21 protein-coding genes and 1 tRNA gene are annotated in these 25,334 nt (G+C 44.9%); 10 read left to right on the forward strand and 12 right to left on the reverse strand.

Going from position 1 to position 25,334, the window contains the following annotated elements:
* Positions 1-66 precede the first annotated feature (66 nt).
* Together D0T92_RS08155 and D0T92_RS08160 are read left to right on the forward strand one after the other, a co-directional pair.
* Positions 67-267 (forward strand): hypothetical protein, encoded by a 201-nt coding sequence (locus D0T92_RS08155; protein ID WP_151051860.1) that lies wholly within the window; start codon positions 67-69, stop codon positions 265-267.
* A gap of 244 nt (positions 268-511) precedes the next feature.
* The gene (locus D0T92_RS08160; RefSeq protein WP_225315093.1) at positions 512-2,728 is read left to right on the forward strand and encodes a TonB-dependent hemoglobin/transferrin/lactoferrin family receptor; all 2,217 of its coding nucleotides are present in this window, start codon (positions 512-514) and stop codon (positions 2,726-2,728) included.
* Positions 2,729-2,894: 166 nt separating this feature from the next.
* Here D0T92_RS08160 and D0T92_RS08165 read toward each other — a convergent pair whose 3' ends face one another.
* The 6 genes from D0T92_RS08165 to D0T92_RS08190 all read right to left on the reverse strand — a co-directional run bounded on the left by D0T92_RS08165 (position 2,895) and on the right by D0T92_RS08190 (position 9,357).
* A complete protein-coding gene (locus D0T92_RS08165) occupies positions 2,895-3,557 on the reverse strand; it encodes a MarC family protein (RefSeq protein WP_151051862.1) in 663 nt (220 codons plus the stop codon).
* A gap of 181 nt (positions 3,558-3,738) precedes the next feature.
* On the reverse strand, positions 3,739-4,845 hold the full coding sequence (rodA, locus tag D0T92_RS08170) for a rod shape-determining protein RodA (protein WP_151051864.1): 1,107 nt from the start codon (positions 4,843-4,845) through the stop codon (positions 3,739-3,741).
* A complete protein-coding gene (mrdA, locus tag D0T92_RS08175; protein ID WP_151051866.1) occupies positions 4,842-6,902 on the reverse strand; it encodes a penicillin-binding protein 2 in 2,061 nt (686 codons plus the stop codon). Before mrdA ends, rodA begins: the two co-directional genes overlap by 4 nt.
* Positions 6,899-7,402, reverse strand: a complete 504-nt coding sequence (gene mreD, locus D0T92_RS08180; protein ID WP_151051868.1) for a rod shape-determining protein MreD — start codon at positions 7,400-7,402, stop codon at positions 6,899-6,901. Before mreD ends, mrdA begins: the two co-directional genes overlap by 4 nt.
* A gap of 8 nt (positions 7,403-7,410) precedes the next feature.
* On the reverse strand, positions 7,411-8,289 hold the full coding sequence (gene mreC, locus D0T92_RS08185; protein WP_151051870.1) for a rod shape-determining protein MreC: 879 nt from the start codon (positions 8,287-8,289) through the stop codon (positions 7,411-7,413).
* 27 nt (positions 8,290-8,316) lie between these two features.
* Positions 8,317-9,357, reverse strand: a complete 1,041-nt coding sequence (locus D0T92_RS08190; RefSeq protein ID WP_151051872.1) for a rod shape-determining protein — start codon at positions 9,355-9,357, stop codon at positions 8,317-8,319.
* A gap of 225 nt (positions 9,358-9,582) precedes the next feature.
* Here D0T92_RS08190 and gatC point away from each other — a divergent pair, with 225 nt between their 5' ends.
* From gatC to panC, 8 genes are all read left to right on the forward strand, one after another.
* On the forward strand, positions 9,583-9,873 hold the full coding sequence (gene gatC / locus D0T92_RS08195; protein ID WP_151051874.1) for an Asp-tRNA(Asn)/Glu-tRNA(Gln) amidotransferase subunit GatC: 291 nt from the start codon (positions 9,583-9,585) through the stop codon (positions 9,871-9,873).
* Positions 9,874-9,958: 85 nt separating this feature from the next.
* Positions 9,959-11,410, forward strand: a complete 1,452-nt coding sequence (gene gatA / locus D0T92_RS08200; RefSeq protein ID WP_151051875.1) for an Asp-tRNA(Asn)/Glu-tRNA(Gln) amidotransferase subunit GatA — start codon at positions 9,959-9,961, stop codon at positions 11,408-11,410.
* Positions 11,411-11,524: 114 nt separating this feature from the next.
* Positions 11,525-12,298: a DpnI domain-containing protein gene (locus D0T92_RS08205; protein ID WP_151053033.1), complete on the forward strand. Its 774-nt coding sequence runs from the start codon at positions 11,525-11,527 to the stop codon at positions 12,296-12,298.
* A gap of 155 nt (positions 12,299-12,453) precedes the next feature.
* Entirely contained in the window at positions 12,454-13,884 is a 1,431-nt protein-coding gene (gene gatB, locus D0T92_RS08210; protein WP_151051877.1) for an Asp-tRNA(Asn)/Glu-tRNA(Gln) amidotransferase subunit GatB, read from the forward strand.
* Positions 13,885-14,189: 305 nt separating this feature from the next.
* Positions 14,190-15,206: a 2Fe-2S iron-sulfur cluster-binding protein gene (locus D0T92_RS08215; protein WP_151051879.1), complete on the forward strand. Its 1,017-nt coding sequence runs from the start codon at positions 14,190-14,192 to the stop codon at positions 15,204-15,206.
* Between the two features lie 130 nt (positions 15,207-15,336).
* A tRNA-Thr gene (locus D0T92_RS08220) sits at positions 15,337-15,412 on the forward strand.
* A 118-nt stretch (positions 15,413-15,530) separates the two neighbouring features.
* Entirely contained in the window at positions 15,531-16,316 is a 786-nt protein-coding gene (gene panB, locus D0T92_RS08225; RefSeq protein WP_151051881.1) for a 3-methyl-2-oxobutanoate hydroxymethyltransferase, read from the forward strand.
* Positions 16,317-16,387: 71 nt separating this feature from the next.
* Positions 16,388-17,224, forward strand: a complete 837-nt coding sequence (gene panC, locus D0T92_RS08230) for a pantoate--beta-alanine ligase (protein WP_151051883.1) — start codon at positions 16,388-16,390, stop codon at positions 17,222-17,224.
* Between the two features lie 187 nt (positions 17,225-17,411).
* On the opposite strand, the gene D0T92_RS08235 is transcribed toward panC, so the two are convergent.
* The 6 genes from D0T92_RS08235 to zwf form a co-directional block, all read right to left on the reverse strand.
* Positions 17,412-18,626, reverse strand: coding sequence for a sugar MFS transporter (locus D0T92_RS08235; protein WP_151051885.1), 1,215 nt, complete (start codon positions 18,624-18,626; stop codon positions 17,412-17,414).
* 358 nt (positions 18,627-18,984) lie between these two features.
* Positions 18,985-20,649, reverse strand: coding sequence for a glucose-6-phosphate isomerase (gene pgi, locus D0T92_RS08240; protein WP_151051887.1), 1,665 nt, complete (start codon positions 20,647-20,649; stop codon positions 18,985-18,987).
* Positions 20,646-21,500: an SIS domain-containing protein gene (locus tag D0T92_RS08245; protein WP_151051889.1), complete on the reverse strand. Its 855-nt coding sequence runs from the start codon at positions 21,498-21,500 to the stop codon at positions 20,646-20,648. Before D0T92_RS08245 ends, pgi begins: the two co-directional genes overlap by 4 nt.
* A gap of 230 nt (positions 21,501-21,730) precedes the next feature.
* A complete protein-coding gene (locus tag D0T92_RS08250) occupies positions 21,731-22,786 on the reverse strand; it encodes a glucokinase (protein WP_151051891.1) in 1,056 nt (351 codons plus the stop codon).
* Positions 22,767-23,465, reverse strand: coding sequence for a 6-phosphogluconolactonase (pgl, locus tag D0T92_RS08255; protein ID WP_151051893.1), 699 nt, complete (start codon positions 23,463-23,465; stop codon positions 22,767-22,769). Before pgl ends, D0T92_RS08250 begins: the two co-directional genes overlap by 20 nt.
* Positions 23,466-23,545: 80 nt before the next feature.
* On the reverse strand, positions 23,546-25,003 hold the full coding sequence (zwf, locus tag D0T92_RS08260; RefSeq protein WP_151051895.1) for a glucose-6-phosphate dehydrogenase: 1,458 nt from the start codon (positions 25,001-25,003) through the stop codon (positions 23,546-23,548).
* Positions 25,004-25,334: the final 331 nt, after the last annotated feature.

Genomic DNA, 25,334 nt, shown 5'->3' on the forward strand with positions numbered 1-25,334 from the left:
ACATTTGTCTTATCCTTTTAACCATAAACCTAAAAACAAGCGACCAAGGTGTAAAAGGATAGTGCTATGAGTAAAACCGTTATTGTTACTGCCGCGTTATTAATCGGTGGTCTATATTATATTCAAGAGAATCCCGAAATAAAGCAAAGTATCAGCCAAACATTTAGTCGTGAAAATTTGTTGGAAGCCAAATTTAAAGATCCGGAAAAACAAAAACAATATGAAGAAAATAAATCTTCTCTATTCTTTCACGAATCAAAAAATTAATGATTAACACAATAAACATGCCGTCTGAAATTATAAAATCAGACGGCATGTTTTTTTATATAAGACCATTCCGTTAAAAAACTGCCTCCTCCCCAATCTTTATATTAGATTAACCATAAATTAACTTATCTTATAAAAATCAATCTTTTTGCAAAAACACTTTTATCACATTGCCCAGCCGATATAAATTAATTATGATAATGATTAGCATTATAAAATTATAATTTTTTCTCAGAGGAAAATCATGATTAAACGCTCCCTATTGGCATGTACTATTACAGCCCTATTCCCCACTATTCCCTTAACAGCATGGGCAGCCCCTGGTGATGAAAATGCCAATAATAATACTGAGCTCGATACTGTTGTCGTTACCGCCAGCAGATATGAACAAACACTAGATAAAGCGGCCCCTAACGTGGCCGTTATTTCACGTCGGACGATGGATAGTGCTGCGACACATAATCTAGATGACATTATGCTGTACGAACCCGGAGTCAGTGTGACTACCGATAACACCCGTAGAGGCAATGGTTCGATCAATATTCGTGGCATTGACGGCAACCGTATTCTGATGATGGTCGACGGTGTCCGTATTCCGGAATCGTATGCAGGCGGCGGCCCAAACAACACCGTTTCTGGCCGTGATTTAGTAGAAACCGACACACTCAAACAAGTTGATATTGTTAAAGGGCCATACTCTGCTTTATACGGAAGCGATGCATTAGGCGGTGTGGTCAATATGAGCACTTATTCGCCTTCTGATTTTGTCGATGCCGACAAACCAGTATATTTCGGTGTAAAACAAAGCTATCACAGTAGCGACCGCAGTCATGGCACTACCGCCACCATTGCAGGCCATACAGATATGGCTGAAGGATTGTTAATGTATACCAACCGCAACGGTCATGAATACAAAAACCGGGGCAGTATAGATACTCTTGGTGGTAGTCGCACTAAAAACAACCCTCAAGATACGCACAGTAACAATATCTTGGCTAAAGGCAGTATCGGCAACGAACAACATCGTATTGAACTGCTATGGGAAAGATTTTCACGCAAAAATGATACTAATGTACTTAATGCGATGGGTTCCGTTGCACGAGGGCCAAGGGTGACCAACACATCAGAATATTTTGCCCGCGACCGTGCGCGTCGCCAACGCTCAGAGATAGGCTATCGTTATACAGGTCAAGGTACGTTACAAGAAGCAGCCGTTCAACTGTACCATCAAAAACTAAATGCTGAAGATGATGCAGTCATTGGCGAAACTACTTCTATGGGCAACAATATCATATCAAGGTCAACCCGCTATTCTGATTATGGCTTTAACCAAACCACAAAAGGCGTTAACACCCGAACTATATGGGGACTAACAACAGGTGGTATTGAGCATCGAATTGTTGCAGGCGCAGAATACAAACAATCTGATACAGCCCGTCCACGAGACAGCTTAACAATCAACTCCGATGGTACTACCAGCAAAATCTATGCAGGTAGCCTTTATCCCAATAAAACATTCCCCGACAGCCGTCGTAAAACTTTTAGTATCTACGCACAAGATAGCTTGATTTTCAATAACGGCATCACCCTGACCCCTGCTTTACGTTATGAAAAAGAAACCTTAAATCCACAAATCGATCAGGCTTATTTGAATGCAAAACCACAAGAATTACCACAAAAATTTAGTGATCATGCATTCACACCCAGTCTACGCCTAAGCGTGCCATTTAATCAAAACTGGACTGGATTTGCCTCTTATTCTCGCGGTTTCCGTACCCCTCCGTTTGACAGTGCCACCATGTCATTCAGTAACAACGCATACGGTTACCGCATTATTCCTAATCACAACCTAAAATCAGAGCGCTCCGACAGTATTGAATTAGGTATGAAATATATCCATCAGCGTGGTAACGCCCAAATAACCGCTTTCCATAACCGCTACCGCGACTTTATTAACAACCGGTTATTAAGAGTTGATAATAGCGGCCCACGCCCGATTCAAATATTCCAATACGATAACTTAGACAAAGTGAAAACACATGGTATCGAAGCATCCGGGCAACTCAGACTAACGGAAAACTGGCGTCTGAACGGTGGTATTGCCTGGATGCGCGGAAAAGACGGTAATGGCGGCAACTTAGACACTGCCTATCCGTTAAATGGCGTGGTTGGCTTGGATTATGTTCAAAGCAAATGGGGTATCAGCAGTAAGCTCCGTTGGGCTAAAGCACAAAAACGTGTCAGCAGTGATAATGTTTTCCAAACGCCGGGATACGGTGTATGGGATGCGTCCGCATGGTATAAACCCAATAAAAATATCGAATTGGGGCTGAATATCTACAATATCGGCAATAAAAAGTATTGGCAACATGCCGATATGGCCGGCAGAGCCAGACAAGGTGCCGATATTTACACTCAGCCCGGTCGTAATGTCGCCGCATCTTTACGCGTAGCGTTCTAAGCTTTAAGCTTGAAATTACTCAGGCAGCCACACAAGGCTGCCTGAGTAATAATAACAACTGTATTCGTCTTATATGCGATACAAACAATTAAACATAAATTTCAACTAAAAACCTGAATCAAATTATTGCGAACGACAATCTTTTCAACATTCAACCGAATCATCTTTATACATTCAATTGCGGAAACAAAGCTTTCAATCCTGCTACAATAATTTCAACTGAAACAGCCGCCAACAACATCCCCATCACACGATTCAGAATGATTACCCCCGTATCGCCTAACTTTTGGCTAACTCTAGCTGCTGCCAACAAAATAATATAACAAATCAGACTGATGAAGAGTCCGGCAATTAAAATTGCTATCGTATCACGATAATCTTTAGCTGCAGAAGCGTAAATAATCACCGTAGAAATCCCGCCCGGACCGACCGTTATCGGAATAGCCAGCGGTACCACGGCAATAGCACCGATATTATTATGATTATTGCGATTGGATACTTCCGTATCTTTACTTCCATCCAGCAATGTTTCAGGCTTGGCAGGATTATTGCCGCCATTCATCAACGCAATCGCAATCAGCAATACTAAAATACCGCCGCCCACCTGAAACGCGCCGACACTGATACCGAACAACTTGAGAATCGTACTGCCTGTCAACGTAAAAGCGGTAATAGCGATCATTACGGCGATAGAAACATTTTTCGCGACTTTACGGCGCTCCCGCGTACTTAAATTGTGTGTCAAATCAAGATAAATTGCCAATCCACCCAAAGGGTTAATCAATACCATAAATGCCAATATGATCTTGCCGATTTCCATACCTATCATGTGTTTACACCTTATATTATTTCATTCTCTGTGATTCGTCCGGCAAACATTACTGCCACACTTCAAAGCGATTACCTATATCATCTATTATTTAACTCGAAGCAATCCATTATATGAGCTATAGATAGTTTCAGACGGCCTTATATGAATAAAGGCCGTCTGAAACTATCCATTCAACAGCTTAAACCCGCTGATTACCGATACCCATTAACAATGCCAATATCATCATAATAGACAAAGTAGCTGTACCGCCATAGCTCACCAACGGCAACGGTACACCGACGACGGGAAGAATACCGCTCACCATACCCATATTTACAAAAGCATAACAGAAAAATGTCATAGTTAATGCGCCGGCCAAGGTTCTGTTGTATAAGGTTTGCGCCTTGCCTGCAATATAAAGCCCGCGCCCGAGAATCAGCAGATAAACGGCCAATAATAATCCGTTACCGATAAGGCCGAATTCTTCGCCATAAACCGCAAAAATAAAGTCGGTCGTCGATTCGGGAATATAATCCAAATGGGTTTGCGTACCATTTAGCCAGCCTTTACCCCAAAGCCCGCCGGAACCGATGGCAATCATTGATTGCAAAATATGATAGCCCGCACCCAACGGGTCTTTGGTCGGATCAAGCAGGGTCAGCACACGGGTTTTTTGATAGTCGTGCATACCATAATTCCAAAGCAACGGCAAAGCGGCAAAAAAACCAATCAATGAGGCAAAAATCACTTTCCACGGCAACCCTGCGAAGAAAATCACAAAAATACCGGAAGCCATAATTAAAGTTGCCGTACCCAAATCGGGCTGCTTCAAAATCAGCGCACCCGGCACCATCACCAAAACCAAAGCACCGATATAGTGATACCACCGCAACGACATTTCATATTTTTGAAAATACCAAGCCACCATCATCGGCAATGCGATTTTCATGATTTCAGACGGCTGTATCCGACCGATACCGATATTCAGCCAACGCGTCGAACCATTTACCGTCACTCCGAAAAACTCCACCCCCAACAGCAACACAACGCCAATCGCATACACTGGCGGTGCAAGGGCAGACAATGTTTGCGGACGAGCGCGTGCCACAAACCAAAGCAATATAAATGCCAATACCGTATGCACGGTTTTGTTTTGCAATTGGCCGACTTCTTGCCCGTCTGCCGAATACAGTAAAAACAGGCTCATAATATAAACTGCCAACATGGCATAAAACAGCCACGGATCCATAGGCGCCCAAACAATACGCCTAATTCGGCCTAAAAAATTCTCTTCATTTATATTCATCGCACTGCTCCGGAGGCCGCCTGAATATTTGCAATATTGTCATAGGCCTGTTTGAATGGTGAAGTTTCAGAACGGACAACAGGCGCACTGGCGGCAGTTTGCGACACCTCAACATGCTCTTGATTTGTTAACAACGGCTCTTTAGGTACGGGGCCGGTTAACTGCCCTGCTTTTAAAGTCAGCAGATAATAATCGGTCAGCGCGCGTGCCAACGGTGCCGCACTGGCTCCCCAACCGCCGTTTTCCAATAAAACCGCAATCGCAATCTGCGGCTTTTCCAGCGGCGCGAACGAAATAAACCACGCATGGTCACGATGCTGCTCGGCTAATGCCGCCGCATTATAGCTGGCACCTTGTTTAATCTGTACCACCTGCGCCGTACCGGTTTTGCCGCCCATTGTATATTGCAACCCATGCCCTATACGGTGGGCGGTTCCACCCGGTTTTAACACTTTCGACATCGCTTCTTTGATGTATTCAAAATTATCGTATTTAAAGGGAATGGTACGCTCCGGTTTAGGATCGATTAAGGTGATTTCACGTCGGTCATGATCCAATAATTCTTTAACCAAATGCGGCCGGTAAACCACGCCGTCATTAGCCAATGAAGCCGTAGCTTGCGCCATCTGTAAAGGTGTGTAGGCGTTGTACCCCTGCCCGATACTAACAGACACCATTTCTGCCGCCTGCCACTCCCGCGACCTTGGATTTTTAGCTTTGGCAAAGCGCTTGGCTTTCCACTCTCTAGAAGGTAATACGCCCCGGTATTCATGTGGTAAATCAATACCGGTTTGTTCCCCCAGCCCGAACTCCGCCAAATAAGGTGATGTTTTATCAATACCCAATTCATAACCTAAACGGTAGAAGAAAGTATCCGACGACACTTGAATAGCCTTACTTAAATTAGCCGAACCATGACCTCTACGTACCGAGTCACGAAATAGATGGCGGGAACCCGGAATACTCCAAGCACCCGGTGCAGGCACAATAGTATTTTGATCAATTTTGCCGCTTTCCAATAAAGCCATGCCCATAAACGGCTTAAAGGTAGAGCCCGGCGGATAAAGACCTTGTGTCACACGGTTAATCAGCGGACGCTGCCAATCTTCATTCAGCCCTTTCCATGATTCGGTATCAATGCCGTCAATAAATAAATTCGGATCAAACGATGGTTTGGACACAAATGCCAATACCCCGCCGGTTTGCGGGTTCAGCGCCACCATCGCACCACGCCTATCACCCATCAGACGATCTGCCTCTTGTTGCAAGCGGATATCCATAGCCAACCGCAAAGTCTTACCCGTTTTGGCAGGTACGCTTCTCAAAACATGGACTATATTGCCGTAAGCATCTTTTTCAACTTCCTGATAACCCGGCACACCATGAAGTTGACGCTCGTAAAACCGCTCTAATCCCGATTTACCGATATGGGTACTGCCCCGATAAAGTGCCGAAGCATTTTCCGTTTCCAATCTTTTTTGGTCGCTATCACTGATACGGCCGATATAGCCTAAAACATGTGCCATCAATTCGGGATAACGGTATGAACGGAAAGTACGTGCATTAATCTCCACCCCTTTAAAACGGTAGAGTTGTGCAGCCAAGTTTGCTGCTTCATCAGGATTAAGTTTTAACTTTAAGGGAATATTTTCATAAGAACGAAATTCGACACGGAATTTTTTAAAACGCCTCATGTCGCCCTCGGTAATATCGACATAACGGCGTAATGCTTCTATCGTATCATCCAGCTTTCCTTCAATTTTACTGGGTACGATTTCAAGGGAATAGGCAGGATAATTGTGCGCCAATACCACACCGTTTACGTCTACAATTTCTCCACGTATCGGTGCCGTAGGCACTAATGAAATACGGTTGGTATTGGCCCGCACCACATATTCATCATGTTTGACAATTTGCAGATAAACAAAACGACCAAATAACAACAAAAAGAAAATCACAATGAATACGAACGCCACCACCAGCCGCAAGATAAAATCCCGTTCGCGGTCAGCAACAACCTGATCATATCCATTGTTTAAATAGGTATTTTTATTCATCGGCGTAATAGACGTGAATTAAGGATAACCAGCATAATCTTACTCAACAGCGGCCACAACAACGCGCCAATAAACGGCGCAATAAATACCTGCCATTCGGTAAAACGGTGGTCATACATCAAACGAACCAATGATAAAACGACTTGGTTGCACAATAAAGCCGCCCAAATAGCCATGGCCTGCACCCCATAACTGAACAACATAATACGCTGCTGCCGCTGCTGGATAAAAAATACCATCACCATATACGACAAAGCATGTTGTCCAAGTGGTGCTGCCGTTCCGACATCAACCAGCAATCCGGTCAAAAAAGCAGCGCCCACACCCACCATTTGCGGCCGGTATAATGCCCAATAAAGCAAAATCAATGCCGTAAACTCAGGCAACCAAAAAAAAGTATTGAAAGAGAATGGGATAAAGTCCAGCAACATGGCAAGCATGAAGCCGGAAATAGTGATGTGTTTGGGAACACGCTTATGAAAATCTTCAAGTTCGGTCATAACTCAGACTAAGGCCGTTTTGCTTTGGCAGAATCAGATGCCGGCGATAATTGCTCCGGCAGTTTTTTTTGTGGCAATACCAATACATATTTGCTGTTTCGAAACCCTGACAAAGGTGTTAGAGTAACGCGGTAATAAGGGGTTCCGGCAACACGGAATACCTGAAGTACTTTAGCCACAGGAATCCCTTCCGGGTAAATACTGTCTAATCCGGAAGTCACCAAAACATCGTCCGGCCGTAAATCGGCATCGGCAGGAAAATAACGTAAATTAATCGAGCTACCGCTGCCATAAAGTAAACTGCGCACACCGGTGCGCTCAACCATAATCGGAATCACCATTTTACTATTGGTAATCAACGTTAATTCAGCACTTAATGGGTGCACTTGTGTAATCTGGCCAATTAAACCATTTTGATCCACCGCAGCATCGCCTACTTTAAATCCGCTTACTTCTCCTTTATTTAAAATCAATCTATCCGCCAGCGGGTCGCGACCATTCGAAATTATCGTTGCCATACCCGAAATACGAATACCACTCTGCTGCAAACCCTGTAATTTTTTTAGCTCAATCAGTTCCTTTTGTTGAACACCTGCTTGTGCCAATAATAATTTCAGACGGCCGTTTTCTTCGCTCAACCGTTTGCTTTCGGCAACCAAATCTGTTTGTGATTGAACTGAATCACTAATATAACGATAGAAATAAACAGGCTGGTTGGCAATCCACTGCAAAGGATACAGTGCTGTCGCCGTATAGCTTTTGACTTTCTGAACCGCCGAATAGCGGCTATCCAGCATCATCAAAGCCACGCTGACTATTGAAAGAATAATCAGCTTGCTGGAAGACTTCATGCCCTTACGGGAAAAATTCAAAGGCTGTTCAGACATATTAAAACGGCATTCCGAAATAATAAATTAAGGGTTTGCCACAAAAATCGAGTTCAGTTTGCCAATCATATCCAACGCTTTACCCGATCCCCGCGCCACACAAGTCAGCGGATCTTCCGCTATCATCACCGGCAATCCGGTTTCTTCGGCCAGCAAGCGGTCAAGACCTTTAAGCAATGCACCGCCACCGGTTAACACCAACCCGCGCTCCGCAATATCCGCACCCAATTCGGGCGGCGTTTGCTCCAATGCATTTTTAACCGATTGAACAATCTGGTTCAATGGCTCGGTCAGTGCTTCCAAAACTTCATTTGAGCTGATGGTAAACGCTCGCGGAATACCTTCTGCCAAATTGCGGCCTTTCACTTCGATTTCATTAACTTCCATGCCGGGGAAAGCCGAACCGATTTTTGTTTTAATTTCTTCAGCCGTCGCTTCACCGATCAACATACCGTAATTGCGGCGAACATAATTGATAATGCTGTCATCAAACGCATCCCCGCCGACACGAATAGAATGTGAGTAAACCACGCCGCTCAAAGAAATCACACCGACTTCGGTTGTACCGCCGCCGATATCGACCACCATACAACCGGTAGCTTCCTCAATCGGCAAGCCCGCACCGATTGCCGCAGCCATCGGCTCTTCAATCAAATTTACAGAAGAAGCACCCGCAGCCGAAGCCGAATCACGAATCGCTTTACGCTCGACTTGAGTCGAACCGCAAGGCACACAAATCACAATACGTGGTGGTGCAGCGAAACGGCTGTTATTTACTTTCTTAATAAACTGTTTCAGCATTTTTTCAGTGACATTAAAATCAGCAATCACACCATCTTTCATCGGGCGGATAGCTTGAATCGTGCCCGGAGTACGCCCCAACATTTTTTTAGCTTCAGTGCCCACCGCCAAAATAGCACTTTTGCCATGTGTGGCATCCGTCTGCATCGCCACTACTGAAGGTTCATCTAAAACAATACCTTTATTACGGATGTAAATCAACGTATTGGCAGTACCCAAGTCAATCGCGAGATCATTTGAAAAATAGCGTGTTAAAAAGCGAAACATAAAATATTTCCCGAACCTTTAAAATCTTGTTAAAACGATAGAAAAAACAGTATCCTGTTTTTTCAGACGGCCTCCCCGCCGGAAAGCGGTATAAATCCGCTGAATTCTGCATGTAGAATAACAGCGTTTTCAGTTATAATTCTCTACCAAACGGAATAATAATCGGATAAACGTGTAATAATACCTTAGTTTGGGTATTTACTGAATTAAATTTAAGGATTTTTTATGGCTCTGACCCTAAGTGATGTGGAAAAAATTGCCAAGCTCTCGCGCCTGAGTTTGACAGAGGAAGAAAAACAACAAAACCTGCAAGAATTAAATGATATTTTTGCGCTGGTTGAAAAAATGCAGACCGTCGATACCGACGGCATCGAACCGATGGCGCACCCACATGAAGCCGCTTTACGCTTGCGCGAAGACCGTGTTACCGAAACCGACCATGCAGCCGAATACCAAGCCGTAGCGCCCGAAGTGCGTAACCGTTTATATATCGTCCCACAAGTTATCGAAGAATAAAATTTCAGACGGCCTTATATATATAAATAGATATATTTAAATACACTTAGGCCGTCTGAATCATTGCGCCGTCTGAAAGAGACCTATGACCCAATATACATTGAAACAAGCCAGCGAAATGCTGCAAACCAAACAAATTTCCGCCACCGAATTGGCACAAGAATACTTAACAGCCATTGATGAGCGCAATCCCGCGATCAACGGCTACATTACATTAGATAAAAATCTCACCCTCGCTGAAGCCCAAGCAGCCGATGCGCGTATCGCCTCCGGCAATGCTACCGCTTTAACCGGCGTACCCATTGCCTATAAAGATATTTTCTGCCAACAAGGCTGGCGCAGCGCCTGCTCCAGCAAAATGCTCGACAACTTCGTTTCACCCTACACCGCCACCGTGGTACAAAACCTTTTAAACGAAGGCATGGTGACCCTAGGCCGCACCAATATGGACGAGTTCGCCATGGGCTCCACCAATGAAACTTCATTCTACGGCGCAACCAAAAACCCGTGGAATACCGAAAACGTACCCGGCGGTTCTTCCGGCGGTTCCGCCGCCGTTATCGCCGCCCGTCTCGCCCCCGCTGCTTTAGGCTCCGACACCGGCGGCTCTATCCGCCAACCCGCCTCGCACTGCGGCATCACCGGCATTAAACCGACCTACGGCATCGTATCCCGTTTCGGCATGGTTGCCTACGCATCCAGCTTCGACCAGGCCGGCCCGATGGCACAAACCGCCGAAGATTGCGCTATTTTACTCAATGCCATGGCCAGCTTCGACGAACGTGACTCCACCAGCTTGGAACGCAGCAAAGAAGACTACACTCGCGATTTAAACCAACCCTTAAAAGGCCTAAAAGTCGGCCTGCCTAAAGAATATTTCGGTGAAGGCATGAGCGCGGACGTACAAAAAACCGTTCAGACGGCCATCGACCTACTCAAAGCACAAGGCGCGGAAATGGTAGAAGTCAGCCTGCCGCAAACCGAATTATCCATTCCCGCCTATTATGTACTCGCCTCCGCCGAAGCCAGTACCAACCTTTCCCGCTACGACGGCGTACGCTACGGCCACCGCGCCGCCCGATTCGGCGATTTGGAAGAAATGTACAGCAATACCCGTGCCGAAGGTTTCGGCAGCGAAGTCAAACGCCGTATTATGATCGGCACCTATGTACTCAGCCACGGTTACTACGATGCCTACTACCTGAAAGCCCAAAAATTGCGCCGTTTGGTTGCCAACGATTTTCAATCAGCCTTACAACAATGCGACATTATCCTTGCGCCAACCGCACCGACAGCCGCACCGAAACTAGGCAGCGATATCAACGACCCGGTACACATGTATCTTTCCGATATTTACACCATCGCCGTTAACCTAGCCGGTTTACCCGCCATGACCCTACCCGCGGGCTTCTCTTCAGACGGCCTACCGATCGGCGTGCAATTGATTGGCAATTACTTTGCCGAAGCGAAGATTTTGGGCGTGGCGCATCAGATGCAGTTGAATAGTGATTGGCATAGTAAGCAGCCTACTAGATAAAAAATCATAAGCTGCTTAAAAAACTAAAAAATGATCGTTAAAGATCATTTTAGGAAATCCTATACAGGTGCGAATTATGCCAATATCCAAAACCATAAAAGAAACTGCCTCAAAATGAACCTTCACTTTGATATCAATTTGGCTAAAGGCTATAAAAGTCCATCTCAAATTGTACGCGTCTTAACGGAAAATTGGATGGCAATAAATATGTATTGTCCAAATTGCGGTTGCAACCATATAAAAAAAGCACCCAATAATCGCCCTGTACAGGATTTTCTATGCCCTCAATGCAACGAGCAATTTGAATTAAAAAGTAAAAATGCAAAATCCATAGGAAAAAAGATTGATGATGGTGCATATCACACGATGATTGAGCGAATCCAATCAAATGATAATCCTAATTTCTTTTTCTTGATGTATAAAAAAGCAGATTATTCTGTTCAACAATTGATATTGGTACCGAAACATTTTATGACTGTCGATATGATTATTCGCCGTAAGCCTTTATCGGAAACAGCCAGCCGTAAAGGTTGGATCGGCTGTCAAATAGACATGAGTAGATTGCCTGAAAGTGGAAAAATTTTATTGATTGATCAGGCTAAAGTCATTGAACCTGAGCGAGTACATCAGCAATGGCAATCCAATCTTTTTTTACGTAATCAGAAAGCTGCCAGTAAAGGCTGGCTATTGGCAATCATAAAGTGCATTGAGCAACTTCCTGAGAAATTTGATTTAAAGCAGCTATATAAGTTTGAGGAACAATTAGCCGCCCAATTCCCTAATAACAAACATATTAAAGATAAAATCCGCCAGCAGCTTCAAATTCTACGTGACCAAAATATAGTTGAATTTTCCGCACGCGGGCATTATCGGAAACTTCAACCTTAAAGATTTTTCAACATGAAAAGCATTGTAAATAGAAATGTTATTCATATTAAAAGATGTTTGATTTAATTATTTAAGCATTAAAAATATCCGTATTTTTTATTATAAGTAATTGTTAAATTTTTACTTAAAATTTTATTTAAAAAGAAAGACCCTTTATGACCTGGGAAACTGTAATCGGACTGGAAATCCACGTCCAATTAAACACTAAATCCAAAATTTTCAGCGGTGCGTCTACCGCTTTCGGTGCCGAACCGAACGCACACGCCAGTGTAGTGGAATGCGCCCTGCCCGGTGTGTTGCCGGTATTGAATCGCGAAGTGGTTGACAAGGCCATTAAACTTGGTCTGGCTATGGATGCGACCATCAATCAGAAAAACGTGTTCGACCGCAAAAACTATTTTTATCCCGACTTACCGAAAGGCTATCAAATCAGCCAATTAGATCTGCCGATTGTAGAGCACGGTAAGTTGGAAATTGTGGTGGGCGACGAAGTTAAAACCATCAATGTGACCCGTGCCCATATGGAAGAAGATGCCGGTAAATCGGTTCACGAAGGTTTGAACGGTGCGACAGGTATCGACCTTAACCGTGCCGGTACACCTTTGTTGGAAGTGGTATCCGAGCCGGAAATGCGTTCGGCAGCCGAAGCGGTGGCCTATGCCAAAGCCTTACATGACTTGGTAACCTGGCTGGATATTTGCGACGGCAATATGGCCGAGGGTTCGTTCCGTATCGATGCCAATGTTTCCGTGCGCCCTAAAGGCCAAGCTGAATTCGGCACCCGCCGTGAAATTAAAAACCTTAATTCATTCCGCTTTTTAGAGCAGGCGATTAATTATGAAGTGGAAAGCCAGATTGAAATTATTGAAGACGGCGGCAAGGTACAGCAAGCCACCATGCTTTTCGATCCTGATAAAGGTGAAACCCGTGTGATGCGCTTAAAAGAAGATGCGCATGACTACCGCTATTTTCCCGACCCCGACCTATTGCCCGTGATGATTTCCGATGAGCAATTGGCCAAAGCGCGTGACAATATGCCCGAGCTGCCGTCTGAAATGGCACAGCGTTTCGTGTCGGATTACGGCGTCAGCGAATATGATGCACGTCTGCTCACTGCTTCACGCGGACAAGCCGCTTTCTTTGAAACGGCTGCCCAAGCAAGCAAGCAAGGCAAACTGGTGGCAAACTGGATGAACGGCGAGCTGGCGGCCACGCTAAACAAAGAAGGCTTAAGCCTGCCTGAAAGCCCGATTCAGGCCGACCGTTTAGCCGGATTGGTTGCCAAAATCGCTGACGGTACTTTGAGCAACAAACTGGCCAAACAAGTATTCGAAGCCATGTGGGGCAGCGATTTGGATGCCGAAGCCATTATCGAACGCGACGGTTTGAAACAAATGACCGACAGCGGTGCCATTGAGAAAATCATTGATGAAGTTTTGGCAGCCAATACCAAATCGGTAGAAGAATATAAATCCGGTAAAGAAAAAGCCTTTAATGCTTTAGTGGGGCAAGTCATGAAAGCCAGCAAAGGCAAGGCTAATCCTCAGCAGGTGCAAGAGTTGCTGAAAGCCAAACTGGCTTCATAGATTAACCAATCTTATTTCACAGGCTTTTATAAAATAGGCCGTCTGAATATTTCAGACGGCCATATATAAAATACCGTTATTACTTTTAGTCCAAGTTCATATTATCTGCCATCACATTATTTTTTCATTGCAAAAAAATCAATACAGCGATTAAAGCGTCACCGTAAAACCAACAGCCTGCATATAAGCAAGGTTCAAATACGGCAATAATATAACCATATATAAGGCCGAAGCAGTAAAATATTAAACTACCTAACTTATTTTTCAGACGGCCTATTTCATTATCAAAATAACCAAAGCTTATTATGTCGTATACCGTTACCCTCACACCCGATCAAACCACCTTTACCGTTTCAGAAGACGAACCTATTCTCCATGCCGCCAAGCGACAAGGATTAAACCTGCCTCATTCCTGTCAAAGCGGCATATGCGGACAATGTAAAGCCAAACTGGTGAGCGGCGAAGTTTCGGGGGGCAAATATGCCGAATTGGCTTTAAGCTCGGAAGAGGCCGAACAAGGCAAAATTTTGATGTGTTGCGCCATTCCCCAAAGCGATATTACTTTGACCGTACCCGGTTATAACGGCGCATCCGCCCCACCTGTTAAAACCTTCCCCGCCCGTGTTTCATCTGTTGAATACATACATGATGCCGCCATCCTAACCCTGGCGCTTCCCAAAGCACCGCCGTTTGTTTTTTGGGCAGGGCAATATATTGATATTTTATTGAAAAACGGCGAAAGCCGTAGCTATTCCATCGCCAATAGCCCTGACAGCGCGGCCACCATAGAACTGCACATCAGAAAACGTGAAAACGGCTTATTTTCCAATATGCTGTTCGGTGAAAATGCCGTTGTTAAAGAAAAAGCCATTATGCGTATACGCGGCCCGTTGGGTACGTTCACCTTAAAAGAAGAAAGCGGCAAACCGATTATCCTCATGGCTACCGGCACAGGGTTTGCCCCGATACACAGCATTCTGCAACATTTAATCTACAACAATAGCAAACGCTCCGTACACCTTTATTGGGGCGGTCGCCAAGAAGCCGATTTATACCGCTTGCGGGAAGCCGCCAATATCGTTTCCCTGCTTCCGCAATCAAGCTTTACCCCCATACTCTCCCAACCTGATGCAGGCTGGCAGGGTGCCCGTGGTTATACTCAGGATTATGTGGTTGCCGACCATCCCGATTTATCGGCATACGAAGTTTATGCCTGCGGTTCGTTGGCTATGATTCAATCGTCGCAACAACAATTTATACAGCATCATAATTTACCTGAAGATGCCTTTTTCTCAGATGCGTTTTCACCCGCCGTGTCATAATGCGTAATATTAAAAAGCAGTTTTAGAAAATAAATTTATTTTCAAAACAATACCTTTATTTATTTTTTATATAACATCAGCAAAAATACTTGCCAAAACACATAAAACCAATCATAATGCGCACTTCTTCGCCGGTATAGCTCAGTTGGTAGAGCAGCTGACTTGTAATCAGAAGGTCCCGAGTTCGACTCTTGGTGCCGGCACCAGATAAAAAACAGCCTGACCGACCCGGTCGGGCTGTTTTACTTTGCAGATTGAAATTTATTCGGATGTCCCCATTATTAAGCGCGCTTAAACTTAAGGCCATCTGAAACGGAAAATGCCATGGTTACCATCAATACGCTACAAAAAATGAAAGCGGAAGGCGAAAAAATCGCTATGCTGACCGCCTACGAAGCCAGTTTTGCCGCTTTAATGGATAAGGCGGGCATAGATGCTATTCTAGTCGGCGACTCACTAGGAATGACCGTACAAGGCCAAAGCTCCACCCTACCCGTTTCCCTACGCGATATGTGCTATCACACCGCTGCCGTAGCCCGCGGTACACAAAATACCATGATTGTGAGCGATCTGCCTTTCGGTGCTTATCAGCAAAGCAAAGAACAAGCTTTTGCCGCTGCTGCCGAACTCATGGCCGCAGGCGCCCATATGGTGAAACTGGAAGGCGGCGTATGGATGGCAGAAACCACAGAGTTTTTACAATTACGCGGGATACCCGTTTGCGCCCATATCGGCCTGACCCCGCAATCCGTACACGCTTTCGGCGGCTACAAAGTACAAGGCAAGGGCGATAAAGCCCAAGCGCTTTTAAACGATGCCAAAGCGCATGATCAAGCCGGTGCTTCGATTATTTTAATGGAATGCGTACCCGCCGAACTTGGCAAACAGGTTACCGAAACCGTACACAGCCCCACTATCGGAATCGGCGCCGGTGTGGATTGCGACGGACAAGTCTTGGTTATGCATGATATGTTGGGCGTATTTCCCGGCAAAACCGCCAAATTTGTGAAAAACTTTATGGAAGGCCAAAGCAGCATCCAAGCTGCCGTTGCCGCTTATGTGGCTGCCGTTAAAGACAAAAGCTTTCCTGCTCCGGAACATACTTTTTAATGATGCTTTTATCTAAGGCCGTCTGAAACCTTTTCAGACGGCCTGATACCGTAAACAAGGACACACCGACCATGCAAATTATCCATACCGTGCAAGCACTACGCGAATGGCGTAAAACCGCAGGCAGAGTTGCTTTTGTTCCCACTATGGGCAACCTGCACGAAGGCCATCTGGCTTTGGTACGCGAAGCCGGAAAACATGCCGACCAAGTCGTGGTAAGCATTTTTGTGAACCGCCTCCAATTCGGGCAAGGCGAAGATTTCAGCCAATATCCGCGCACCTTGCAACAAGATGCCGATAAATTAAGCAAAGAGAATGTCGCGGTTATTTTCGCACCGGATGAAAAAGAACTTTATCCTCATGTCGAACAGCGTTATAACGTTGAACCGCCTAATCTTCAAAATGAATTATGCGGTAAATTTCGCCCCGGCCATTTCCGCGGCGTGGCTACGGTAGTCAGCAAACTTTTTAATATCGTCGAACCCGATACCGCCTGCTTTGGCAAAAAAGACTATCAGCAATTGGCCATTATTAAAGGCTTGGTGGAAGATTTAAATTTCAATATCCGGATTGTGCCTGTCGATACCGGCCGCGCTTCAGACGGCCTCGCCCTTTCCAGCCGCAACCAATACCTCAATGAAACAGAGCGCACCGAAGCACCACGCCTATACCGCGAACTAACAGCCATTGCAGAAGCATTACGCCAAGGCAACCTGGCTTACGCCGAATTGGAAAATGCTGCCATACAGAACCTAACGGCAGCAGGTTGGACGGTTGACTATGTGGAAGTACGTCACGCAGAAAGCCTAAAAGTTGCCCATGCCGGTGATAAAGACTTGGTCGTGCTTGCCGCTGCCCGCTTAGGAAAAACCCGCCTGATTGACAATGTAGAAGTACATTTAGATTAGTACCTCATATCTTTAATTATCATAAGTTCAAGGCCGTCTGAAAATTTTTCAGACGGCCTTGAACTTATCAAAACAACTTAAATAACGTATTTCAAATGATATAAGGCTTAATAATCCAATAAACCAAACATTGCTACTACAAATATCGTGCTGCCACATAACTAAAGCAACAGCACGGTATTTTAGCTTAATCTATTTTATAGCCTTTGGTCGCAAAGAATACGATGTAGACGTAGCACAAAGCAGATACGAAGAACGATACCAGCAAGCCGATATGGTCTGCAAAAAAGCCTTGAACCACCGGAACAATCGCACCACCAACAATAGCCGTACACAGAATGCCTGAAGCTTCACCGGTAAATTTACCCAAGCCTTTGGTCGCCAAAGAGAAGATGGTCGGAAACATAATCGAGTTGAAGAAACCGATAGCCAATAGCGACCACATAGAGATAGCACCGCCGCCGGATAGAATCGCAATCGCAATCAATACTACAGCAACGGTCGCATTAAAGGCCAAATACTTATTCGGGGCAAATTTGTTCATCATCACCGAACCTAAGAAACGGCCGACCATCGCGCCGCCCCAATAGAGGGCTAGATAATTAGCACCGGTAGAATGGTTTAAATTAGCAGTTAATTCCATCACGTTGATCAACAGCGATCCAATAGATACCTCCGCACCTACATAGCAGAAAATACCGAATGCACCCAATACAAGATGTTTATACTGCCAAACACTGGTTTTACCGTCGTGTTTGTGTTCGGTTTCTTCTTCGGCAATTTTGCGCGCATCAGGCAATCTGATCATTTTGACAAACACAGCCAATAAAATCAGCACCCCGGCCAATCCCAAATAAGGAATCTGAACCGAAGAAACCTGTTCAGCCTTCGTGGTAACTTTTTCGATATCGGCCAAAATAAATATAGCACCAAAGATAGGTGCAATGGTGGTACCCAAAGAGTTAAAAGCCTGCACTAAAGTCAACGTGGCCGATTCTTTGCCAGGTTTGGATAATAAAGTTACATAAGGATTACCGGCTACTTGTAATAAAGTAATACCGGAAGCTAAAATAAATAGCGCCCCTAGAAAAATCGGATATGAAGCAATATTTGCCGCGGGATAAAACAAGATACAACCGACCGCAGTCAGTAAAAAACCGCCGATAACGCCACCTTTATAACCGATTTTTTCAACCAATTTACCCATTGAAATAGACAATACGGCATAAGGGGTAAAGAAACAGAACTGTACCAACATCGCCTGAACATATGTTAAATCGAAAATGGCTTTTAAGTGAGGAATGAGGGTATCATTTAATGCAGTGATAAACCCCATCATGAAAAACAGCGCGGTCAATACCGATAGCGCGCTATTATTATTTTGCTGTGACTGCGTAGACATATATATTTGCCCTTCATCTTAGTTTACTTGATTGTAATAAAATTCAAATTTACTACATCGTGAAATTAACTTACATAACTCCTAAGTTGCATCTTACTGATATTGTTAAGTTTTGCAACTGTTATTTTATTACAAAATATTAATATGTAAATTATTTAGGTTTCCCTCTATCCTCCATTTAAATATAAATAAATAAAACAAATCACATTAATGATTCAAATAATCAGATAACATTTTAAAAACTGCTTTTCAGACGGCCTATGTCTTAAAATTAAATTTTGAGAATTCAAACAACACGGGCACTTATGACATAAAGCTAAGAATATAAATGAATAACCTAAAATTTACCCAAACAGGTTTAATCACACTGCCCCGGTTTGTCACAGTTAGCATTACGATATAAACGAATTAATCGCTCTGTTGAACTGTCGTGATCTTGTACGGCGGTTTCGCCTGTCAGCTCGCGTAAAATGGTTTTTGCCAATTGCTTGCCCAACTCGACACCCCATTGATCAAAGCTATTAATATCCCAAATCGTGCCTTGCACAAAGGTTTTATGTTCATATAAAGCTATCAGGCTGCCCATATTGCGCGGATTGATTTTATTCATCAAAATCAAATTGCTGGGGCGGTTTCCCGAAAACGTTTTATGCGGCACCAATGCTTCGATTTGCGCACTGTCCATGCCCTGTTCTGTTAACTCTGCGCGTGCTTCATCGGGTGTTTTCCCCCGCATAAACGCTTCGGCCTGCGCAAACACATTGGCCAACAAAATCTCATGATGACCAGGCAGATTACTGCGTTTTTGCAATGAAGCAATCAAATCAATCGGGGTAATGTGCGTGCCTTGATGCAATAATTGAAAGAAAGCGTGTTGTCCGTTAATACCGGTTTCGCCCCAAATAATCGGGGCGGTTTCGTGTTTTACCGGCTCGCCGTCCAACGTGACCTGCTTGCCGTTACTCTCCATATCCAATTGCTGGATAAATTTAGGCAGGCGGTGTAGATGTTGGTCGTATGGTGCAATAATATGGCTGCCGCCACCATAATAATTGATATACCAAATACCGATAAGCGCCAATAAAACCGGCATATTTTGTTCCAATGGCGAATTATAGAAATGCTGATCCATCAGATGTGCACCATTGAGCATTTCAATAAAGTTTTCTTCGCCCAAATACAGCATAATCGGCAAACCGATGGCCGACCATAAGCTATAACGCCCGCCTACCCAATCCCAAAACTCAAACATATTGGCCGGATTAATACCGAAATCGGCCACGGCTTTCTGATTGGTAGAAACGGCGACAAAATGCTTCGCAACCGCCGATTCTTCGTCGGCATGTTGTAGGAACCACTCGCGCGCGGTTAAAGCGTTGGTCAGCGTTTCCTGTGTGGTAAATGTTTTTGAGGCAATAATGAATAATGTGGTTTCAGGGTGAACCTGCTCCAATACATCGCGCAATTGTGAACCATCCACATTAGACACAAAATGCATATGCAAACGCGGATGACCATAAGGTTTCAATGCAGTACACATCATCAACGGCCCCAAATCGGAGCCGCCGATACCGATATTGACCACATCCGTAATCACCTGATTGGTATAGCCCAACCATTCGCCGCTACGAACCTCATGGGCAAACTCGCCCATCCGCTGCAACACACGGTTTACATCCGGCATCACATCTTCGCCGTCTACATAAATCGGCGCATTGGTGCGGTTGCGCAGCGCAACATGCAAAACGGCACGGTTTTCGGTGGTATTGATTTTTTCACCATGAAACATTTGCTTGATACGTTCCGGCACACCGGCTTCTTTAGCCAGTTTCATCAATAAGGCCAATGTTTCATCGGTGATACGGTTTTTGGAATAATCCAGCGTTATCCCACCGACTTCCAGCCAATAGCGTTGGGCACGCTCCGGGTCTTGTTTGAATAACTCACGCATATGCAGGCTTTTGGTTGCATCAAAATGCTTCCATAATTCCCGCCAGCTCGGTAAATCCTGCAAATGTTTCATGACTCTTCCTTGTTATATTCCAAATGTTTGTTGTGAATACTGCGTTTGCCTTTTTGTAGCTGCAAACTGGCGGTTTCGCCCAAATGTAATGCCAAGCCGATGGTTAAGATATCAATCACGGCCAATTGCAACAGGCGGGAAATCATCGGGGTATACAATTCGCTGTTTTCGGAAGAAGAAATACTTAGTACACAATCAGTCAGTTGCGCCAATGGTGAATCAGGGCGCGTAATCGCAATTATCGAAGCCCCGTTTTCTTTGGCTACGCTCACAGCATCTAATAATTCAATAGAAGAACCGGAATTGGAAATCACAACCAAAACATCTTCTTTACTCAATACCGCAGCAGCCATCAATTGAATATGGGTATCAACATAAGCTACGGTTGAAATCCCGAACCGGAAAAATTTATGTTGGGCATCTTGAGCCACAATGCCCGAATTGCCCATACCGTAAAACTCAATCCGCCGTGCACGGCTGAGCATCGTTACCGCACGCTCTAAGTCAGCTTCTTTTAAAAAGCGGCGCGCACCTAAAAGCGAAGCGGCGGCATTGCCTAATACTTTTTCCACCACCACACCCATATTGTCATCGGCATTCAATTCTTCATGCACATAAGGCATACCGTCATGGCCGATGCTGGCCGACAATGCTAATTTAAATTCAGGCAGCCCTTTATAACCCAAACTACGGCAAAAACGGATAACGGTCGGCTGGCTCACAGAAGCACGTTCGGCAATTTCCGCAACCGCTGCATGTACAAACCATTTTGGTTCGGCTAATGCGGATTCCGCTACTTTGCGCTCTGCACCTGATAGTTCAGACAACGACTCACTGATTTTGCTTAACATGATTCTATATCCTTTTAAAAAGCCGGCCGATCCGGCTTATCACCGGCTATCAGGCTGTTTGCCCGATTTATTCAAATAACATATCATAAATCATCCTGATAACTATCTGTCCGATATTATTTAATATTTATTATTTGCCTATTTATCCGGTTGTTTATTATCTAATATTGGTATTGTATCGGCAATATTTCATTCACAATCGAATATTTTCAGCAAATTTTGCTCCGCTATCAACAGTTTTCCTGCTGCTGTGCCCCGCCCAAAGCAGCGGTATTATTACAGATACCTTGCAAATGGTTTGACAATGCCACTGCAGCACCAACAATACCGGGATATTTCCCCAAAACAATATACACAGGAATAGCCGCTAAATAAGCATCAAAACGGCCTTTGCTTTCAAAACGGGTGCGGAACGGCGAATGTTTGAAATAATCGATAAAACGCGGAACAATGCCGCCGCACAAATAAACACCACCACCTGCGCCCAAAGTCAACGCGAGATTGGATGCCGCCGTACCCAACATGGCACAGAAAATATCCAAAGTCAGACGGCAAAGTGGAGAAGAGCCGCTTAATGCCTGCGCACTGATTTCAGACGGCCGTAATTTTTGCCGTTTAATTCCTTCTTTGGCCGAAAGTGCTTCGTGAATCAGGGTTAGGCCTGCACCACTTAAAAAACGCTCGGCAGACACATGACCGTATTTTTTGCGGGCATATTGCCAGATCATAATTTCAGCATCGTCAAACGGTGAAAAGCTCACATGTCCCCCCTCACCGGCCAAAGGCACCCAACCTGAATTACTAGGTATCAATCCGCTCACACCCAAGCCCGTTCCCGGGCCAATAACGGCTTTCGGAGCATTTTCCACCTGATGCGAACCACCGACTTGAACCAGCTCGTCATCCGACAAACGGGTAATCGCCAAAGCTTGCGCGGTAAAATCATTCAATAGAATCAAGGTTTCCAAGCCCAAAGCCTGACGCGTGGTTTCAATCGAAAACGCCCAATGGTGATTGGTCATCTGCACCCAATCGCCCAGCACCGGATTGGCAATGGCAATGGCGGCATGGCTGATTTTCGGATCACCGGCAAGTTTTAAATAAGCACGCGCCGCATCCACCACCGTATCATAATCATTACAAGGCAAAACCTCGACCTGTTCGATTTTTTGCGGTGCCGTTTCTAAAGCAAAGCGGGCATTGGTGCCGCCGATATCGGCCACCAAACGCGGCCATTCTACTGTTTTTGTTTGAACGGCTGCTGTTTTAATCTGAGTAGTGGACATGGCAGTTTACCTTTTTGTGATTGAGAACATAACTTATCGGAAATTGTTTGGACGGCGCAACGGCAGCCTGTTCAAATATATTTTTTTTGTCGCCGCCCTGAATGGCTAAAAATACCGCTGGTGTTTCGGCAATAGCGTTCAGTGTCATGCTGATGCGCTCGTGTGCGGCGGTAACCGGTGTGGTATGCAGCAAAGGAATTTCATTTTTCTCATCCAAGCCTTGATCCAATTGCGGCGCCTGCGGAAACAACGATGCGGTATGCCCGTCGCCTCCCATGCCCAATACCAGCACATCACGACGGCGGTAATGTTTTAAGGCCGTCTGAACCACTGCTTCAGGCTGTAGCGCTTCTGCTTTTAAGCCGGCCTCAACCAAAGGAAGCCAACCGGCCGCTTTCGCTTTATTTTGCAAAAGATACTGATGAACCAATGCCGTATTGCTATCGGCGTGATCCGTCGGCACTATGCGCTCATCCACCAGCGTAATATAAACACGCGGCCAATCCAAATCTTTTTGCGACAGTGCTTCAAAAAACGCAATTGGCGAGCGTCCGCCCGATACCGCTAAAACCGCATATTCTTGTTGTACCAATACGGTGTTCAGCTTTTCGGCAACCGCATCGGCCAATGCTTCTGCAGCAACGGCGGCATTTTTATGTTGATGCCATTCATAAGCCATAAATAACCTTTTCTTTTTCTTTCTATTTCTTCAATTTCAGACGGCCTATACATACCCTAAGGCCGTCTGAAAACATTTTCTTACTGCTCTTCGTGCCACTTATCGCCATTGCGCGCCAACAATTCGCGGGCGGCTTCAGGCCCCCACGAATAAGCGGGATAGCCGTGCAGCGTCGTTTTATTTGCCGCCCAACTTTCCATAATCGGCATTACCCATGCCCATGCCGCTTCTAATTCGTCGCGACGGTTAAACAACGCCAGCTTGCCGTTAATCACATCCAACAGCAAGCGCTCATACGCTTCGGCACGCCGCCCTTCCAAAGCTTCGGCCATATTCACACTGAGCGCCGCTTGGCCGACATGATTGCCGCTGCCGGGCATTTTCAGTTGGGTATACAAACGGATAGATTCATTCGGCTGCAATTCGATTACCAAACGGTTGGGAGCTTTTTGGCTGCCGTCAAAAATATGGTTGGCGGCATCGCGGAAATTCAATACGATTTCCGCCACTTTACCTGCCATACGCTTACCGGTACGCAAATAAAACGGTACGCCTGCCCAACGCTGATTGTTAATCTCTGCTTTCACCGCCACATAAGTTTCCGTGCGGCTGTCTGCCGGAATATTATGTTCCTGCAAATATCCGTTGACCGTTTGACCGTCTTTTTCTGCTTCCGTGTACTGAGCACGTATTACATTTTCGGCCACATCGGCGGTAGTCAGCGGTTTTAACGACTGAATCAATTTGAGTTTTTCATCACGCACCGCATCGGCATCCAAGCTGGCCGGCGGTTCCATCGCCGTCATGCACAGCATCTGTATCAAATGATTTTGCACCATATCGCGTAGGGCACCGGTAATATCGTAGAACTCGCCACGCTCTTCCACACCCAATTCTTCCGCAATGGTCAGTTGTACACTTTTAATATATTTATTGTTCCACAACGGTTCGAACATTACATTGGCAAAACGCAGGGCTAATAAATTCTGCAACGATTCTTTGCCCAAATAATGGTCGATTCGGTAAATTTGATCTTCTTTAAAAAAGCGGGCAACACCGTTATTGATTTCTTGCGAAGATTGCAAATCGGTACCCAGCGGTTTTTCCAGCACAACACGCACATTTTCCGCATTCAGCCCCACCGCCGCCAATTGTTCGCAGGTAGGTTCAAAAAACTTCGGCGCCGTAGAAAGATAAATCACAATATTGTCGGTTTCCCGACGCGCTTTTACCGTATCGGCCAGCACTTTAAAATCTTCGGGACGGTTTACATTTAATGAAACATAAGTAATACGCTTGATAAACGAGGCCCAATCTGCCTCACTAAAATTCTTTTTGATATGAATTTTCGAATCGGTTTCCACTTTGGCCAAAAAGCCCGCCGTATCGAAATCACTACGGCTCACCCCCAGAATACGCCCTTCGGGATGCAATAATCCGGCCACATGCGCCTGATAAAGATTAGGCAGAAGCTTACGCATAGCCAAATCACCGGTGGCACCGAACAACACAAAATCAAAATTTATCTGCTTATCCATTTTTATCTTTCATTCCGGCATATACTTTTCACAATAGGAACAAACGCCCATTGCATGGTTGTTTATCGGGTAGGTGACGATATAAAAGTTTGCCGAAAACCGAAACTTTTATAAGGCGGCTACTTCAAATCAGTAGTAATCCTACACAGCACTACAGTTTTTGTCTATGCCGTTTTTAATAAAAATTTGACTTAAGTAAATGTAATATAGAAATCTGTAACGCAAATTCAATTGTTTTCCACTTTATATTGTTTCGTTCCCAGTTCCTTTTTTGTAATTAAATTACAAAATAAAAGTAAATAGATTATAATGAACGAAATAACCATTCAGA

The sequence above is a fragment of the Neisseria zalophi genome, from assembly GCF_008807015.1.
GTDB lineage: Bacteria > Pseudomonadota > Gammaproteobacteria > Burkholderiales > Neisseriaceae > Neisseria > Neisseria zalophi.